Annotated in this window: 17 protein-coding genes and 1 tRNA gene; 12 read left to right on the top strand and 6 right to left on the bottom strand. The window is 55.5% G+C overall.

Annotation, left to right across the window (positions count from 1 at the left end; genetic code table 11):
- Positions 1-18: 18 nt before the first annotated feature.
- Genes H7F08_RS03275 through H7F08_RS03260 form a run of 4 tightly spaced genes read right to left on the bottom strand, consistent with a single transcriptional unit; the run spans position 19 to position 2,221 of the window.
- Positions 19-744 (bottom strand): ABC transporter ATP-binding protein, encoded by a 726-nt coding sequence (locus tag H7F08_RS03275; protein ID WP_193639846.1) that lies wholly within the window; start codon positions 742-744, stop codon positions 19-21.
- Positions 744-1,556 (bottom strand): ABC transporter permease, encoded by an 813-nt coding sequence (locus H7F08_RS03270; protein WP_193639845.1) that lies wholly within the window; start codon positions 1,554-1,556, stop codon positions 744-746. The genes H7F08_RS03275 and H7F08_RS03270 overlap by 1 nt, the downstream gene beginning before the upstream one ends.
- Before the next feature lie 39 nt (positions 1,557-1,595).
- A complete protein-coding gene (locus H7F08_RS03265; RefSeq protein ID WP_319803959.1) occupies positions 1,596-1,988 on the bottom strand; it encodes a type II toxin-antitoxin system VapC family toxin in 393 nt (130 codons plus the stop codon).
- On the bottom strand, positions 1,985-2,221 hold the full coding sequence (locus H7F08_RS03260) for an antitoxin (RefSeq protein WP_193639844.1): 237 nt from the start codon (positions 2,219-2,221) through the stop codon (positions 1,985-1,987). The genes H7F08_RS03265 and H7F08_RS03260 overlap by 4 nt, the downstream gene beginning before the upstream one ends.
- Positions 2,222-2,361: 140 nt before the next feature.
- On the opposite strand from H7F08_RS03260, the gene H7F08_RS03255 reads away from it, so the two are divergent.
- Positions 2,362-2,838 carry a hypothetical protein gene (locus H7F08_RS03255; protein ID WP_193639843.1) on the top strand — a complete coding sequence of 159 codons (477 nt, stop codon included), beginning with the start codon at positions 2,362-2,364 and terminating at the stop codon, positions 2,836-2,838.
- Positions 2,835-3,152 (top strand): type II toxin-antitoxin system RelE/ParE family toxin, encoded by a 318-nt coding sequence (locus tag H7F08_RS03250; RefSeq protein WP_193639842.1) that lies wholly within the window; start codon positions 2,835-2,837, stop codon positions 3,150-3,152. The genes H7F08_RS03255 and H7F08_RS03250 overlap by 4 nt, the downstream gene beginning before the upstream one ends.
- A 71-nt stretch (positions 3,153-3,223) precedes the next feature.
- Here the strand turns inward: H7F08_RS03250 and H7F08_RS03245 are convergent, their stop codons facing one another.
- Positions 3,224-3,925, bottom strand: coding sequence for a Fic family protein (locus H7F08_RS03245; protein ID WP_413541254.1), 702 nt, complete (start codon positions 3,923-3,925; stop codon positions 3,224-3,226).
- 342 nt (positions 3,926-4,267) lie between these two features.
- On the opposite strand from H7F08_RS03245, the gene H7F08_RS03240 reads away from it, so the two are divergent.
- Positions 4,268-4,522, top strand: coding sequence for a toxin-antitoxin system HicB family antitoxin (locus H7F08_RS03240; RefSeq protein WP_024894136.1), 255 nt, complete (start codon positions 4,268-4,270; stop codon positions 4,520-4,522).
- Between the two features lie 249 nt (positions 4,523-4,771).
- On the opposite strand, the gene H7F08_RS03235 is transcribed toward H7F08_RS03240, so the two are convergent.
- Positions 4,772-4,847: transfer RNA gene (locus H7F08_RS03235), tRNA-Glu, on the bottom strand.
- A gap of 161 nt (positions 4,848-5,008) precedes the next feature.
- Here H7F08_RS03235 and H7F08_RS03230 point away from each other — a divergent pair.
- The 9 genes from H7F08_RS03230 to hpnA all read left to right on the top strand — a co-directional run bounded on the left by H7F08_RS03230 (position 5,009) and on the right by hpnA (position 14,632).
- Positions 5,009-5,269 carry an AbrB/MazE/SpoVT family DNA-binding domain-containing protein gene (locus H7F08_RS03230; protein WP_077273117.1) on the top strand — a complete coding sequence of 87 codons (261 nt, stop codon included), beginning with the start codon at positions 5,009-5,011 and terminating at the stop codon, positions 5,267-5,269.
- Between the two features lie 182 nt (positions 5,270-5,451).
- Complete coding sequence (gene secB / locus H7F08_RS03225) at positions 5,452-5,901, top strand: protein-export chaperone SecB (protein WP_010636876.1); 450 nt, start codon at positions 5,452-5,454, stop codon at positions 5,899-5,901.
- Positions 5,902-5,904: 3 nt separating this feature from the next.
- Complete coding sequence (locus tag H7F08_RS03220) at positions 5,905-6,945, top strand: NAD(P)H-dependent glycerol-3-phosphate dehydrogenase (RefSeq protein WP_193639841.1); 1,041 nt, start codon at positions 5,905-5,907, stop codon at positions 6,943-6,945.
- A gap of 4 nt (positions 6,946-6,949) precedes the next feature.
- A complete protein-coding gene (locus H7F08_RS03215; protein WP_193639840.1) occupies positions 6,950-8,401 on the top strand; it encodes a sensor histidine kinase in 1,452 nt (483 codons plus the stop codon).
- Positions 8,402-8,407: 6 nt separating this feature from the next.
- Entirely contained in the window at positions 8,408-9,817 is a 1,410-nt protein-coding gene (locus H7F08_RS03210; RefSeq protein WP_193639839.1) for a sigma-54-dependent transcriptional regulator, read from the top strand.
- A 120-nt stretch (positions 9,818-9,937) separates the two neighbouring features.
- Positions 9,938-10,978, top strand: coding sequence for a phytoene/squalene synthase family protein (locus tag H7F08_RS03205; protein WP_193639838.1), 1,041 nt, complete (start codon positions 9,938-9,940; stop codon positions 10,976-10,978).
- Entirely contained in the window at positions 10,975-12,942 is a 1,968-nt protein-coding gene (gene shc / locus H7F08_RS03200; RefSeq protein WP_193639837.1) for a squalene--hopene cyclase, read from the top strand. Before H7F08_RS03205 ends, shc begins: the two co-directional genes overlap by 4 nt.
- Entirely contained in the window at positions 12,924-13,646 is a 723-nt protein-coding gene (locus H7F08_RS03195; RefSeq protein WP_193639836.1) for a nucleosidase, read from the top strand. Before shc ends, H7F08_RS03195 begins: the two co-directional genes overlap by 19 nt.
- Positions 13,643-14,632, top strand: coding sequence for a hopanoid-associated sugar epimerase (gene hpnA / locus H7F08_RS03190; protein WP_193639835.1), 990 nt, complete (start codon positions 13,643-13,645; stop codon positions 14,630-14,632). The genes H7F08_RS03195 and hpnA overlap by 4 nt, the downstream gene beginning before the upstream one ends.
- Positions 14,633-14,645: the final 13 nt, after the last annotated feature.

Raw genomic sequence — 14,645 nt, 5'->3', positions numbered from 1 at the left:
GCTGAGTGCAGTATCGTTTTAACTGGGGTGTGCTTCAGTTTCTATCTTACCGTGATTAACGGGAATACCATGTTCAAGTTGTATGAAGTAATCACAAAACTTCTCAACTTGTTCCTGGTTGTGTGAAACAAGAATCAAAGACATACCATTGCGACGCATTTCGGCAATTTTATCTAGACACTTATCCTGAAATGCCTGATCTCCTACAGCTAATATCTCATCTGCCAGCAGGATATCTGGTTGTAGATTAACCGCAACTGCAAAGCCCAAGCGCATCTGCATACCAGACGAGTAATTCTTCAGAGGTGTATCAATGAAATGCTCAAGTTCTGAAAATTCAATAATATCTTTGACGTGCTTACGGGTATCTTTATTCAGAAACCCATACAAACTAGCGTTCAGAAAAATATTTTCATAACCTGTTAATTCAGGATTAAAGCCTACTCCTAACTGAATCAAGGGGGCCACCCGTCCATTGGTGATGACGCGCCCTTTGCTTGGCTGCAATATTCCCGCAATAATCTGTAGCAGGGTGCTCTTTCCGGAACCATTGTGGCCTAGCAACCCCAGTGCTTTGCCTCGTTCTAACGTAAAGCTGACATCATCCAGTGCCAGAAAATGTTCGTGTCTCTCCCGCTTGCTTTTGTGAAACAGTCCGAGAAATCGGGTTTTTAAACCCATTGCCCGGTTGTGGCGTAGTATGAACTCCTTGCTGACGTGTTCGACAATAATGGCGGGCGGCATTAGAGGTCTTCCACCAGGTGCCGGGCTTTTCGGCGGAACAGCATCATCCCCAAACTCACCGTGGCGATGGTCCAAGCACAGGCGATGAGAACGTGATTTAGGGCGGGGAGGGTGCCTGAATAGAGCAGGGCGTGGAACAAATCCATGAACTGGGTGAGTGGATTTAGGGATATGAGTTCCCGTATACGTGGCTTTAATACATTTATACCATATGTTATTGGGGTTAACCAGAAACCAAACATCAAGGCTATATCAACCATATGTTTAAGATCGCGGAATTCTACTTGTAGTACTGATAAGACAAGTACTATTCCCCAAATAAACGCAACATAGAGAGCTAAAGCTAGTGGATAGAGTAGCAGTCCCCAATGATAGATTCCACCAAGGATTGGATAAAGGATCACTAGAATTAAAATGGCAACTATCCACAGCACGAAGGTGAAGAGCAAGCTAGAAGTAGGCACGAGAATCCGTGGAAAATATATTTTTTGGATCAATCCAGAACCGCCGATTAAACTGTCGCAACCCTGACCTACCGCCTGGGAAAATAAATTGTAGTGCAGAACGCCAACGACCAGATACAAAATATAATTGGGCAGATCGCTGCGAAAAACGTGGGTAAACACGAAGTCGTAAAGCAGAATAAGGGCCAGCGGGTTGCCCAAAGACCAGAAAAAACCGAGTATGGCGCCCTGGTAGCGGACTTTCAGATCCTTGATGACCAGATTGCGTACCAGATCGCGGTATTGCCAGTAGGGACGAAGGGTGGCGGTAATCGGGTTGGGCACGTTTTGCTTATCTCGGGGCTGCATTTGCTTGGAGCGAAACCTTAGCGTTTATGGTCGGGTAGGTCAATCCACCCAGTTCTCGATAACCAGTCCTGCTCCGGCATAGAGATCGAAATCAGCCGTGTTGTTGGTCACCAGCGTAACTCCCAGCGACAGAGCATGCGCGGCAATCATGCGATCAAAGCTGCTTTTTCTGACTGGAAATTGACGGGAGAGCTTTCCGAAGAGGCCCGCTGCATCCACGTCAAAATCCTTGACGATCAACCTGCTCATGAGGGTAGTCATTTCGGACTGGCTGTTATGCACGTCCAGGCCACAACACAACTCCGCCCAAGTGATCGAACTGATCCCAATTTCACCGGGCTTGCAAGCCGCAAAGCACCGGATGACTGATGCGGGCTGTTCCTTCATGAGGTAGATGCAAATGTTGGTGTCCAGCAGGTAGCGCAGTATCACCAGGATCTTTCCGTCTCGACAAACTCCGGGCGCTCGCCGGTATGCTGCGTGCGCAGCGCAGCGAGCAGCGCCGGAAGCGATTCGAGTGAATCTTCTTCAGGCTCTACGATGAGCCTGTTTCCCTCTCGAATCACAACCAATTTGGTCTGTTTCGGGAAGGCCATACTCACAGGGATACGGACGGCAGGTGAATTGCCAGCCATGAATTGGCGGGTATGAAAAACTTTGCGCATGATGACCTCCAGAGGTGATAACGTGACGTTATCACGCCCATGGAGCCGCCGCAATGGTCCAGATTTGAATCATGCTTGCAGAACTTATCAGTAACGCAGAGTATAATGTCTTTTCTGATTTGTCGTTACGAGGATCTAAAATGGTCAATCACACCATCGACACGGCTACTGTCAAGCGCCTGGTTGAAGCTCAAGCCCTCCGGGGTGCAGCCATTATCGGTCAGCCTGGTGGCTGGTCGGTATTGCTCAAGTACGGCACGGAAGAGAGACCGTTGGGCATTCAGCGCGCCGATAAGCCCCGCCTCTGGCGCAGCCTCGACACTTGTGTCGGGTATCTCCGGGATGAACTGCATATCGTCAAGGTGGACCTTTTGGACGCCACCCGACATGATGCCGATGTCGCCTTATCTGGCAAATCCCGACCGGATGCCTCCGACCGGATGCGGAACGCTTTTGCCGCCGCCGAGCATGACCGCTGGTTTCGTGAACAGGTCGAGATGGGCCTGAAAGAGGCCGACGATCCAGCCACCGAGTGGATCGCGCATGAAGTCGTCGAACGCGACCGCGCACAGTGGCGCGCTGACCTTATCAGGCAAACCGAAAACGGCGATTCATGAACGGCAGAAAATGGGCATTGCCTTTTGCGGTGAGTTGGTCCTCTACTGCATGGCAGCAGTATCAGGATGTAATGGATTTCGTGGCAGCGGATAAGCCACAGGCTGCACTAGAGCAGGACGCATCCGTTACGAGCGGCGTTGCGCGACTTGGGCTTTTTCCAAAGATGGGACGGGCTGGTCGTTTGCTTGGCACTCGTGAGTTAGTGGTGTCTGGTACACCGTTTATCGTGGTGTACCGTGTTCAAGAGGAGGTTGGCGAGGTCCAGGTGATTAGATTTTTACACGGGGCGCAACAATGGCCCAAAGTTGAATAATGAAAACGTCAAAAAAAGCTGAAAATATAAGCACCAAAAGCAGGCGCGATTCGTTTGAGTGGGTCAAGCGCTTAATCTGTTTCCGTCCATGCCTGCTCAATGGCATCAAACACCGGTTCAGGCACGGTTGCGGAAAATTGTTTTCTACGATTTTTCGAGACCGTGCCTGAATTTTGCAAACAGGAACGGATTAACAGCGATAAATCGCTGCTACGCACATCATAAACGGCGTCTACCTTGCGATAGATGGCTTCATATCGAACCAGGGTGTTGACCTCAGCTTGTAAATCTTCCCGCAGTGCTTCTTTTGTCATCTGCAGGCTAAAGCGCACCGCATCCGTGGCATCCCAATACCGATAAGGTGTCCCGCTGCCGTTCAGCTTAAAATCAAACTGCTCCTGATTGATCCAGCGGACATCCCAGAGATTCCGGGCCGGGGTCGAAAAATTCTGTAATGCGCGGAGATATTCCGATTCGTGCCGTTTCATGGCGACGGACACCGGCAGCAACATCTTTCCTGCAGTGGGGGTCTCCATCTGCCCGGATTGCGCCAGTGTCCGGTGAAACAGGAATCTGGACAGGCGACCATTGCCATCCATAAAAGGATGCGCATACACAAAGGCAAAGGATACAATGCTAGCTGCTACCAGTGGGTCCACATTCTTGTGCAGGGTATCCGCCATGTTCGCAATATGTGGCATGATATCTTCCAAAAATTCAGGGGGCGGTGGCAGATAAGCAATGCCTGATGCGCCACGCAACCCGTTGTGCAACCAGTTTTGGGTACCACGATAGCAGGCAGCACGATCTAACGGATTGGTGATGACCGCGTTTTGCAGGTGCGACAGATACGCTTCGTTGCAGACCTCCGGATCAAAACTGCTCGCCCGATATCCTCAGCGGTAATGTGTGGCATAATTCCTGACAATACCTGCAAGTTGGTCCCCTCTCGCTTGAGGGCGAACAATACATGATCCAGCGGGTTATTCGTGCTGGGGGCGACGCCAGCACGCCGATGCTTTGATTACTTTCAATATGGCGCACTTCGCGGTGGCTGCGCCACGCTTCAATCTTCCCCTATGGCTACCCAAACAACTTTTGATGGAGGTTCGCCAATGAACAAAGCCGCCTATGCCCTGAAACTGCCACAGTCCCTCAAGACCGCTGCCCAACGGCTTGCACGGGAGGATGGGGTATCACTCAACCAGTGGATCACGGTTGCTCTCGCTGAAAAGGTTGGCGCCGTAGAAACTGCTGCCGACTTCTTTAAACGGCGCGGCAGCAATGCAAGCCCTGCTGACTTTCAGGAGATTCTGGACAAGGTAAGGAGTGACCCGCCAACCAAAGACGACGAGCTGCCTGAATGGTGATGGATTCCACCCTGCTTGATGTCCTGTTACGGGATCGTCGAAATGAGGCGGGAGAAGAACCATGTCCGTCCAATCGTCCACGCGACTGAGCTCCATATCGTCGCAGGATGAACGGTAGCCGCGTTTACGGATGATGGCTTGCCAGCCAATCACGCTATTATCTTGATCTACTCCAGGAATTTATTGTTGCTATGCTGCACCCACAATTCGGAGGTAAGCGCAATAAATTTGCTAACTTGTTGTTTAATTTGGCGTCCCCAGGGGGGTTCGAACCCCCGTTACCGCCGTGAAAGGGCGGTGTCCTAGGCCGCTAGACGATGGGGACCTGGACAGCGGGAGGAATCGTACACAGAAGCGCGCTTCAGGGCAAGTGTATTTTCAGATTTCTCTGTATCGCGTTGGTTGCAGCAAACAATAAACCTGGTTTTGCGCAGGGTTAACAATGGATATACACTCCCATCATCTAAATGATACAACTGGTGATGTATGCAAATTAGGGTTGCCAAATGGGGTAATAGTCTGGCTATCAGGATCCCGGTAAAAATGACTCGTGTTATGGCCTTACGGGAAGGGGCACTGATTGAGTTGTCCGCGTCTTCAAATGGAATTATCACGTTATCACCGGTCAGCGGCGATGAGCGGAAAATGGGCGTCAAGGAGCATTTTGGGCGTGTGAATGCGCGCTTGCTCAATCAGCCGGTGTCCACACCCAGCACCGAGTTACTGCGTGAAGACGCACGTTACTGATGTCAGTTTACGTGGATACCAGTGTGTTGGTGGCGGCACACTGTTCAGAAAAATATACCGGATTGGCACAGGGATTTGCGGTTTTTGCCGTGGAGTGACCAGTCACTCCATAGCCCCGCAGGGGGGTCTTCGGTTAGACTGGGCCGAGTTTACTTTTAGCCACCTCTATGAAGAAGGATCTTATGGAAGAAGCAGAAGCAGTATTCATGATTGAACGGGTATATGTGAAGGACAGTTCTTTCGAGTCGCCCAACGCCCCTTTGAGTTTTGTCCAGACCGAGGCGCCCACCGTGGATGTGGGGCTGAATACGGCCAGCAATCAGGTAGAAGGCATGGATGGCCTGACGGAAGTGATCCTGACCGTGACGGTCAAGGCCAAGGCGGGTGAGAGCACCTACTTTGCGGTGGAAGTGCAGCAGGCGGGGCTGTTCCGGATTCAGAATATTCCGGAAGAACATCTGCCGGCGCTGATAGCGGTGCATTGTCCGACCATTCTGTTCCCTTATGCCCGTGAAGTGGTGGCGGACATGGTGGGACGCGGCGGTTTCCAACCCCTGCATCTGCATCCCGTCAATTTTGAGGCACTGTATCAGCAGGCGCAGCAAGAACAAGTGGGTCACACGACGCAATAAGCCATGCGCTGGGCCGTTCTTGGAGCCGGGCACTGGGGAACCGCGTTGGCGGTGCATTTGTGCCGCCAGGGCCATACGGCGCGGCTCTGGGGACGCCACCCGGAAACCTTACCGGGTTTTATGGATTCCACTTGTTTATCCCCGGTTTTTCCCGATATCGGCTTTCCGTCCGGTCTTGGCATAGGCTCTGATCTGGCGGCGACGCTGGATGGCGCTGAAGGCGTGCTGCTGGCGGTTCCCAGCCATGCCTTGCGGACGGTTCTGGCGACTATTCCCCAGGCTTTATTACCCCCGGATCTACTGCTGGTGCTGGCTTCCAAAGGACTGGAGTTGCCGGGCGCCTTGCGTTTGGATCAGGTGCTGGATGAAAGCTGTCCGACCTTGCCTAAAGTGGTACTTTCCGGACCGAGTTTTGCCCATGATCTGATTCTGGGTAAGCCCCTGGCCATGACCGCCGCTGCTGCGAATATGGATGATGCGCGGCGGGTTGTGGAGGTGTTTGCCAGTGACCAGATGCGCGTGTATTCCAGTGATGATGTGGCGGGCGTGTGTCTGGGAGGGGCGATCAAAAATGTGCTGGCCATTGCGGCGGGTATTTCCGATGGGCTGGGCAATGGCGATAGTGCCCGCGCTGCGCTCATTACCCGTGGCATTGCCGAATTGCACCGTTTGGGGACGGCATTGGGGGGGCGCACGGAAACCTTTATGGGATTGACCGGGGCAGGGGATCTGATTTTGACGGCCAGTAGTGATTTGTCCCGCAATCGCCGGGTGGGTATGGGCCTGGGGCGGGGTTTGTCTTTGGAGGCTGTATTGTCTGATCTGGGCCAGGAGGCGGAAGGGGTGCGCAGTGCTCAGGCTTTGTTTTTGCTGGCCCAGCGACTGGGGGTGGATATGCCCATTACCGAACAGGTCTATCGGGTGCTATACGCCGGCGCGGATCCGCGCGAGGCCAGTGAACAGCTGATGCGCCGCGCTGCACGCGCCGAGCATCCTGCTGATCTGGAGTCCATAACCGCTTCCCCGGTTAAGGGGAGTTGCTAGGTCCATGGCGATTTTGCGTTTGCCGGGTGGCGGGTCAGACAGCCGCAAGCGCATCCCTTTTGCGCCCTTCAGGACCATCGGTTTTTTGCTGGTGCAGTTTGTGGTGCTGGCTTTGCTGCTGCTCGGTGTACTGCTGGTCCACACCAACCAGGATTTGCGTACACTGGATGCTTATACCGCTTACATGGCGAGCCTGGCGCAGACTTCCCACGAAACCTTGCGTACCTGGCAAAGTCATGGGTCTGCTGCGGCGTTGCCAGTGCTTCAGGATGATCTGTCCCGGATTGCGGCGGCGCATCCGGAGCAGGTTAAAACCAATGGGCACTGGAGGCGTTTGCAGGCGTTGATGGCCAAACAGGACCCGGCCCTTTTGCCTCAGGCTTTATTGCAGCTTTCCGATGTCAGCATGGAAGAGCATCTGCGTGGTCGCCGGCTGGTATTGGCGGCGGGGCATGATGCCCGTTATACCCTGATTGGCACGGCCGTGGCACTGTTTGCGTTCATGATTTTTGTGCTGGTGACACTGGCGTTTTTCCGTCTGCGCATTCTCGGTCCATTGCGGCGCTTGCAGGGAGCCATGCGTTCCCTGGAAATCGGGGCTTTTCGGCGGGTGACGGAAGCCCATGCGGATCCTGGCATCAGTCCGTTGCTGCAGTATTACAATCACATGATTGGGCGTTTGGAAGAGTTGGAAAAAACCCGGCGCCAGTATTTGCAGGATTTGCAGCGGGAAGTGAATGAAGCAGCCCATACTCTGGTGGCGCAACAGGCGGCGGTGGCCCGCTCGGAGCGCCTGGCGGCGGTGGGAGAGGCCGCTGCGGCCTTTGCCCATGAATTGCGTAATCCGCTGGCGGGATTGCAGGTGGGTTGCGCGAATATTCGTCGGGAAATCCGTGATCCGGAGCTGGCTGAAAGGCTCGGGTTGATGGAAGAGGAGCTGCGTCGGGTCAGTCGCTTGCTGGACCAGCAATTGCGGGGCGCACGTCAGGTACATGAGAAGGGCCGCCGGGTTGCGCCCCGCGAAACGGTGGAAACCCTGCTGAATTTGTTGCGTTATCAGATGCCTGCCCAGGTGGTACTGAAACTCTTGCCGGGAGATTGCCGCGATTGTCTGCTACCTCTGGATCAGTTTCGTCAGGCCTTGCTCAATCTCATTTTGAACAGCATGCAGGCGCTGGCCGGTGAGGGGGGAACCATCAGCGTCGCCATTGCCCAGATGGACAAACAATTGCAGGTTACAGTGTCTGATAATGGTCCGGGTTTTCCAGATACCTTGTTGCGCGAGGGCATTCGTCCCTTTGCCAGCAGCAAGGAACAGGGTACAGGGCTGGGTTTATCCATGGTGCGACGTTTTGTGCGCAGTCTGGGGGGAGAGGTGCAATTGCGAAATCGGGATCCGCATGGGGCAGAAGTAAGCTTGTTGTTACCTTGTCCTGACATTGCTGGTAAGGAGTAACCCAACATGGCCGATGCTTTGCTGGTAATTGAGGACGAGATTTTTCTGGGGCGGGAAATGTGCCGCTTTTTTGAAAAGGAAGGCTGGGAAGTGCATTGGGCGGAGCGCTTTGCCGACGCCGAAGAGCTCTTGTTGAGGCAGGATCTCAGCCCCCTGGTTACTCTGGCGGACCTCAACCTTCCGGATGGTAATAGTCTGGATTTATTGGAAAAGGTGCGAGCCAAAGGCGGTGCTGGGGAGTGGATTTTCCTGACGGCCTTCGGGAGCGTGCCTGATTCGGTGCGGGCTTTGCGCCTGGGTGCCTACGATTTTCTGGAAAAGCCCTGTGAAATGGAGCGTCTGGAGATGGTGGTGCGCTCGGCTGGCCGGGGTGCCCGCGCCCAGCGTCGGGTGGCGGAAGACACCTCCAACCAGCATCGCCGCTATCGCCCTGAAACCTATCTGGGGGAAAGTCCGGCTGCTGCTGACGTGCGCAGCATGCTCGAGCGCCTCAGTCAGGTTCCTTACAGTGCCCTGGTGATTTCCGGAGAAACGGGCACGGGTAAAGGACTGGCTGCGCGTATTCTGCATTATAGTGGTGCGCAGGCGGGCGGTCCCATGGTGGAAATCAACTGTGCGGCTTTGCCCCGGGAATTGCTGGAATCCGAGTTGTTTGGATATGAGCCGGGAGCATTTACCGGGGCCGCCGTGCGCCATCGGGGGCTCGTGGAGCAGGCCAGCGGCGGCACCCTGTTTCTGGATGAAATTTCGGAAATGGAGCTTGAGCTTCAAGCCAAGTTGTTGAAAGTGATTGAAGATCACAGTGTGCGTCGGTTGGGCGGAGATCGCCCCATTGCTGTGGATGTGCGTTTTATTGCCGCCAGCAATCGGGATCTGGACACGCAGGTAGCTCAGGGCGCTTTTCGTGCCGATTTGTTCCATCGTCTGAGTGTATTTCGTCTGGCTTTGCCTTCCTTGCGCGAGCGCAAGATGGATCTCCATGAACTCGTACCGCATTTTGTGGCGGAGTTCAATGCTCAGGCCGGCAAGCGCGTGCATTATATCAGCCCGGCCGTATGGACCGCGCTGGAGTCTTACGACTGGCCTGGAAATGTGCGGGAACTGCGTAATGTGATTGAACGCGCGGTGCTGTTTTCCGAAACCGAAGAGCTGCCCCGGGAATGGCTGCAGTTGCCCGGTAATGTGAATGGTACCTGTCCGGCACCTTCCGGCTGTCCGGTGGATGGCCAGCACATCATTCTACCCATGGATGGCAGCATGGATCTGGAGGCTATGGAACGGCAGATTCTCCAGCAGGTACTGAGTCTGACCGAGGGTAATGTCACCAAGGCTGCGCGGGTGTTAGGGATCACCCGCGAGACGCTGCGCTATCGGGTCCGCAAACATGGCCTGGGAGATGACGGGGAGCCTGGATAGAAATAGTCTATACTTGCGCAATTGTTGCGGGATAGTTACATTGCCGCGATGCGACGGGTCAGCACTGGCGCCCGGACCAATAAAACAAGGAGATTGGATGTCACCAGTCAGGACCGCCGCATGACTGCGGCGCTAGATCAGGCTTTAGCCTGGCAGCAACAAAGCCTGCAACTCGTATCCCGCACTTTTGCGCTGACCATTCCGCAATTGCCTGTGGCTTTGCGTGCAGCGGTTGGAAATGGTTATTTGCTGTGCCGTATTGCCGATACCATTGAAGATGATCCGGTTATGCCCTGGGAAGAAAAAGCCCACTGGCAGCAGGTGTTTTTGCAGGTGGTCGAGGGGCAAGTGGAACCGGCGGTATTTGCCGAGGGATTTGCCGCGCAACTGTCAGCCGATATGCCCGAGGCAGAACATGATCTGGTTCGCCATACCGCCGATGTCGTGCAGATCACCCACAGTTTCAGTGCTACCCAGCAAGCGGCTCTGGCGCGTTGTGTGCGCATCATGGGGGCGGGCATGGCCGAGTTTCAGCAGCACGCATCCCTGAAAGGGCTGGTGGACATGCCCGCCATGGATCATTACTGCTATGTGGTGGCGGGCGTGGTTGGCGAAATGCTGACCAGCCTTTTTGTGGAGTACGAACCGCGTTTGCGTGCTCAGGAAACAGAAATGCAACGTCTGGCGGTGTCTTTTGGTCAGGGCCTGCAAATGACCAATATTCTCAAGGATATCTGGGATGATTGGGCACGCGGGGTCAGTTGGATGCCGTCCAGCGTGTTTGCCCGATATAGTTGTGATATTGCCGCCGTCCAGCCCGGCAGTCACGATCCGGGCTTTCAGGCAGCCCTGCAAGACCTGCTGGATATTGCCGCCGGACATCTTGAAAACGCGCTGCAATATACCCTGATGATTCCTGCGGATCAGACCGGCATGCGTGATTTTTGCCTCTGGGCCCTGGCGATGGCCGTGCTGACTTTACGGCGTATTGCCGGGAATCCGGCTTTTGCATCGGGTGCTGAGGTGAAAATCAGTCGTAATAGTGTGCAGTGGGTAGTCATGTTATCCAGGCTCATGCATCGTTCGGATGGGTTGTTGCTGGCCAGTTTCCGGGCTGGCATTAAACCCCTGCGCAAAACGGCACGGGTAGCGACCGCATGAACCGTGTCCTGCAGCCGTTACCGCTGGTGGGCGGGTATTTGCGTCGCACGCTGGAGCAGACCCTCGACCGGGCGCTGGAGCGCGCCCAGTCGGTACTCCTGGAGAAACAGGCTCCTGATGGGCACTGGTGTTTTGAATTTGAGGCGGACTGCACCATTCCGGCCGAATTTATTCTGATGCAACATTATATGGATGAGCGTGATGCGGCGCTGGAGTCCAAAATGGCGGTGTATTTGCGCAGCAAGCAGGCGGATCACGGCGGTTGGCCGCTGTATTATGGCGGTCATTTTGATTTGAGTGCTTCCGTGAAGGCCTATTACGCGCTGAAGCTGGCGGGAGATGCGCCGGATCTGCCCCACATGCGTCGCGCCCGGGAAGCCATTCTCGCTCATGGCGGCGCCGAACATGCCAATGTATTCACCCGGATCACTTTGGCCCTGTTTGCCCAGGTGCCATGGCGTGCCGTGCCTTCCATCCCGGTGGAAGTGATGCTTTTGCCGCGCTGGTTTCCTTTTCAGATTTACAAGGTGGCGTCCTGGTCACGGACCGTCATGGTGCCTCTTTTTATTTTATGCAGCCTCAAGGCCCAGGCCAAAAATCCCTTGCAGGTGCATATTCGCGAATTATTTCGTCACCCTCCGGAACAAATTCAGGACTACTTTGCGGCATCGCGACAGGGACTGGTGGCGCGCAGCTTTCTGGCTCTGGATCGGTTTTGGGGGTTCATTGAAAACTGTATTCCTGCGGCCATTCGTCGCATTGCAGTGCATCGTGCCGAACAGTGGTTTACGGCCCGGATTAATGGTGAAGATGGTCTGAATGGCATTTTTCCGGCCATGGTCAATGCCCATGAAGCCCTGGCTTTGTTGGGCTATGCGCCGGAGCATCCCTACCGTCAGGCCACGGGTGCGGCGCTGCGCAAGCTGGTGGTGGAGCGCGCTGAGGATGCCTACTGTCAGCCCTGTATGTCACCGGTCTGGGACACCTGTCTGGCACTTCATGCGTTGCTGGAAGCTGACGCTGTTGATGGATCCGGTGGATCAGACAGAATTACCGGCGAACAGGAAAAAGCCATTGCCTGGCTCAAGGAGCGGCAGATTTGCAGTGATCCTGGAGACTGGCAGGTGCAGCGCCCGCAGCTGGCAGGTGGTGGCTGGGCTTTTCAGTATGCGAATCCCTACTACCCCGATCTGGATGATACGGCGGCAGTGGCCTGGGCTCTGGCGCGTGCCGGGCGTCCTGAAGATCGGGAAAGTATCGAAAAAGCGGCAAACTGGCTGGCGGGAATGCAATCCCGTAATGGCGGGTTTGCTGCCTATGATGTGGATAATACCCACTATTATCTCAATGAAATCCCGTTTGCTGATCATAAGGCCTTGCTGGATCCGCCTACAGCGGATGTGACGGGCAGGGTGGTGGCCTTTCTTGGCTACCTGGGCAGGCCCCGTGATCGCGATGTGCTGCGCCGGGCCGTCGCTTATTTATTGCGTGAGCAGGAGTCTTCCGGGGCCTGGTTTGGACGTTGGGGGACCAACTATATTTATGGAACCTGGTCGGTACTGATGGCTTTGGGGGAATTGCAGGATCCTTCCTTGCAACCGGCCATGGACCGGGCCGCTGACTGGTTGCGGGCCATGCAGCAGGAAGATGGTGGTTGGGGGGAAAATAACGATTCCTACGCAGAGCCTGGCCTGGCGGGAGCTGGTCAGGCTTCTACGGCGGCCCAGACTGCCTGGGCCTGCCTGGGTTTGATGGCGGCGGGAGATCGCGGCTCCATCGCCCTGCGCCGGGGTATTCAATGGTTGCAGACCCATCAGGATGGCGGGGGTGGCTGGCAGGATCCTTTCTTTAATGCGCCCGGCTTCCCCAAGGTGTTTTACCTCATTTATCACGGTTACAGTTTTTATTTCCCGCTTTGGGCGCTGGCCCGTTTCCGGAACCTGGGATGCAGCCGCAGCGGATAGGTGTCGTGGTGGCGCTGGCTGCCGAAGCGCGCATCCTTTTTTCCGGGAAGCTGCGCTACCAGACAGTGATGGACATTCAGCCACAGCTTTGCATGGTGGTTTCGGGAATGGGGCCGGTACGGGCTGATCAGGCGGCGGAACAGTTGCTGCAAGCGGGAGTGGACGGGCTCTTGTCCTGGGGGACTGCCGGCGGCTTGAATCGTGCCTGTCTGACCGGAGATTTGCTGGTTCCCGAGCACATATTCTGGGCGGGCCGCCGTTGGCTTACCGACTCAGACTGGCGAAGTGCGCTGTTGCCACAACTTTCCGGCCAAGCGCTGGCGGGTGGGCTTTGCTCAGTCAGTGAGGCCTGTGCATCAGTGGCGGCCAAGGCCCAACTCCGGGCAGATTATCCGGAAGCCCAGGCGGTGGATATGGAAAGCGGGGCTGTGGCGCAACGGGCAGCGCAAGCCGGCATCCCATTTCTAGCAATTCGCAGCGTGGTGGATCCTGCCCATCAGTCTCTTCCCGCAACAGCCACTCACAGTGTCGATTGTTATGGTCGTCCCCAGGCTTTGCCCCTGTTGCGGGGATTGTTGCGCCATCCGGGCGATTTGCCGCCGCTCATGGGTTTGGGCCGGCAGATGCAGGCCGCCGTAAACACCCTGCGTCTGGTTCAGCCGCGCCTGCTTCAGTCGAATTTGCGGGAAACCAACAGCGTATGAAAGCCTTATTGACGGGTGCCTCGGGTTTTGTCGGCGGAGCGGTGCTACGCCGCCTGCTCGCTGAAGGACTGGAAGTGCGGGTGTTGCATCGCAGCGGTGCGGATTCCAGCAACTGGGAAGGTCTGGATGTGGAGCCGGTGCTGGGAGACCTGGCTGATGTTCAGGCCCTGGATAAAGTCGTAGCCGGTTGCCAGCTGGTTTTTCATGTGGCGGCGGATTATCGTCTCTGGGTGCCTGATCCACAGTCCATGTACGCGGCCAACGTCAGCGGTTCGGAGCGTTTGGCCCGGGCGGCATTGGACGCCGGGGTGGAGCGCATGGTTTATACCAGCAGTGTTGCCGTGCTGGGTCATTATACCGATGGCCGGGTGGCGGATGAGGCGGCTCCTTCCCGTCTTGCCGATATGATCGGGCATTATAAACGCTCCAAATTTATGGCTGAGGAAGTTCTGCAACAGCTTTGTCAGAATGAGTCTGCACCCATTGTGATTGTGAACCCCTCCACACCTGTCGGGCCTGCAGACCGCAAGCCGACGCCGACCGGGCGGCTGGTGCGGGATGCTGCTGCCGGGAAAATGCCCGCCTATGTGGATACCGGACTGAATGTGGTGCATGTGGATGATGTCGCCATGGGCCACTGGCAGGCCTATTTGCACGGAGAGCCGGGACAACGCTACATTCTTGGCGGTGATAATTTGTCCTTGCAGGCTATTTTGACCCGCATTGCCGGACTTACCGGAAAGCGTTCACCCCTATTCCGTATTCCTCGCAAAATGTTATTCCCCCTGGCTTGGGCCGCAGAAAATGTGGTCCGTGCGCGTGGCCGGGGCACTCCTCTGGTGACCATGGATGAGTTGCGGATGGCCGCTCACAAAATGTATTTTTCCTCACAGAAAGCTGAAGAAATGCTGCATTATGTCCATCGTCCCGCCGAAGAGGCCCTGCGCGATGCGGTAAGGTGGTTTGCGGAAAATCATTATCTTTAGGCTGATTCAATAA

It is taken from the genome of Acidithiobacillus sp. HP-11, from assembly GCF_015100075.1.
In the GTDB taxonomy this organism is placed as follows: Bacteria; Pseudomonadota; Gammaproteobacteria; order Acidithiobacillales; family Acidithiobacillaceae; genus Acidithiobacillus; species Acidithiobacillus thiooxidans.
This window is presented reverse-complemented; position numbering and strand designations above follow the sequence as displayed.

Excerpts from the sequence above, each read along its gene's own strand:
- H7F08_RS03275 (WP_193639846.1), bottom strand. The coding sequence starts at position 744 with ATGCCGCCCGCCATTATTGTCGAACACGTCAGCAAGGAGTTCATACTA.
- H7F08_RS03270 (WP_193639845.1), bottom strand. The coding sequence starts at position 1,556 with ATGCAGCCCCGAGATAAGCAAAACGTGCCCAACCCGATTACCGCCACC.
- H7F08_RS03260 (WP_193639844.1), bottom strand. The coding sequence starts at position 2,221 with ATGCGCAAAGTTTTTCATACCCGCCAATTCATGGCTGGCAATTCACCT.
- H7F08_RS03255 (WP_193639843.1), top strand. The coding sequence starts at position 2,362 with ATGGTCAATCACACCATCGACACGGCTACTGTCAAGCGCCTGGTTGAA.
- H7F08_RS03250 (WP_193639842.1), top strand. The coding sequence starts at position 2,835 with ATGAACGGCAGAAAATGGGCATTGCCTTTTGCGGTGAGTTGGTCCTCT.
- H7F08_RS03240 (WP_024894136.1), top strand. The coding sequence starts at position 4,268 with ATGAACAAAGCCGCCTATGCCCTGAAACTGCCACAGTCCCTCAAGACC.
- H7F08_RS03230 (WP_077273117.1), top strand. The coding sequence starts at position 5,009 with ATGCAAATTAGGGTTGCCAAATGGGGTAATAGTCTGGCTATCAGGATC.
- secB (WP_010636876.1), top strand. The coding sequence starts at position 5,452 with ATGGAAGAAGCAGAAGCAGTATTCATGATTGAACGGGTATATGTGAAG.
- H7F08_RS03220 (WP_193639841.1), top strand. The coding sequence starts at position 5,905 with ATGCGCTGGGCCGTTCTTGGAGCCGGGCACTGGGGAACCGCGTTGGCG.
- H7F08_RS03215 (WP_193639840.1), top strand. The coding sequence starts at position 6,950 with ATGGCGATTTTGCGTTTGCCGGGTGGCGGGTCAGACAGCCGCAAGCGC.
- H7F08_RS03210 (WP_193639839.1), top strand. The coding sequence starts at position 8,408 with ATGGCCGATGCTTTGCTGGTAATTGAGGACGAGATTTTTCTGGGGCGG.
- H7F08_RS03205 (WP_193639838.1), top strand. The coding sequence starts at position 9,938 with ATGACTGCGGCGCTAGATCAGGCTTTAGCCTGGCAGCAACAAAGCCTG.
- shc (WP_193639837.1), top strand. The coding sequence starts at position 10,975 with ATGAACCGTGTCCTGCAGCCGTTACCGCTGGTGGGCGGGTATTTGCGT.
- H7F08_RS03195 (WP_193639836.1), top strand. The coding sequence starts at position 12,924 with ATGCAGCCGCAGCGGATAGGTGTCGTGGTGGCGCTGGCTGCCGAAGCG.
- hpnA (WP_193639835.1), top strand. The coding sequence starts at position 13,643 with ATGAAAGCCTTATTGACGGGTGCCTCGGGTTTTGTCGGCGGAGCGGTG.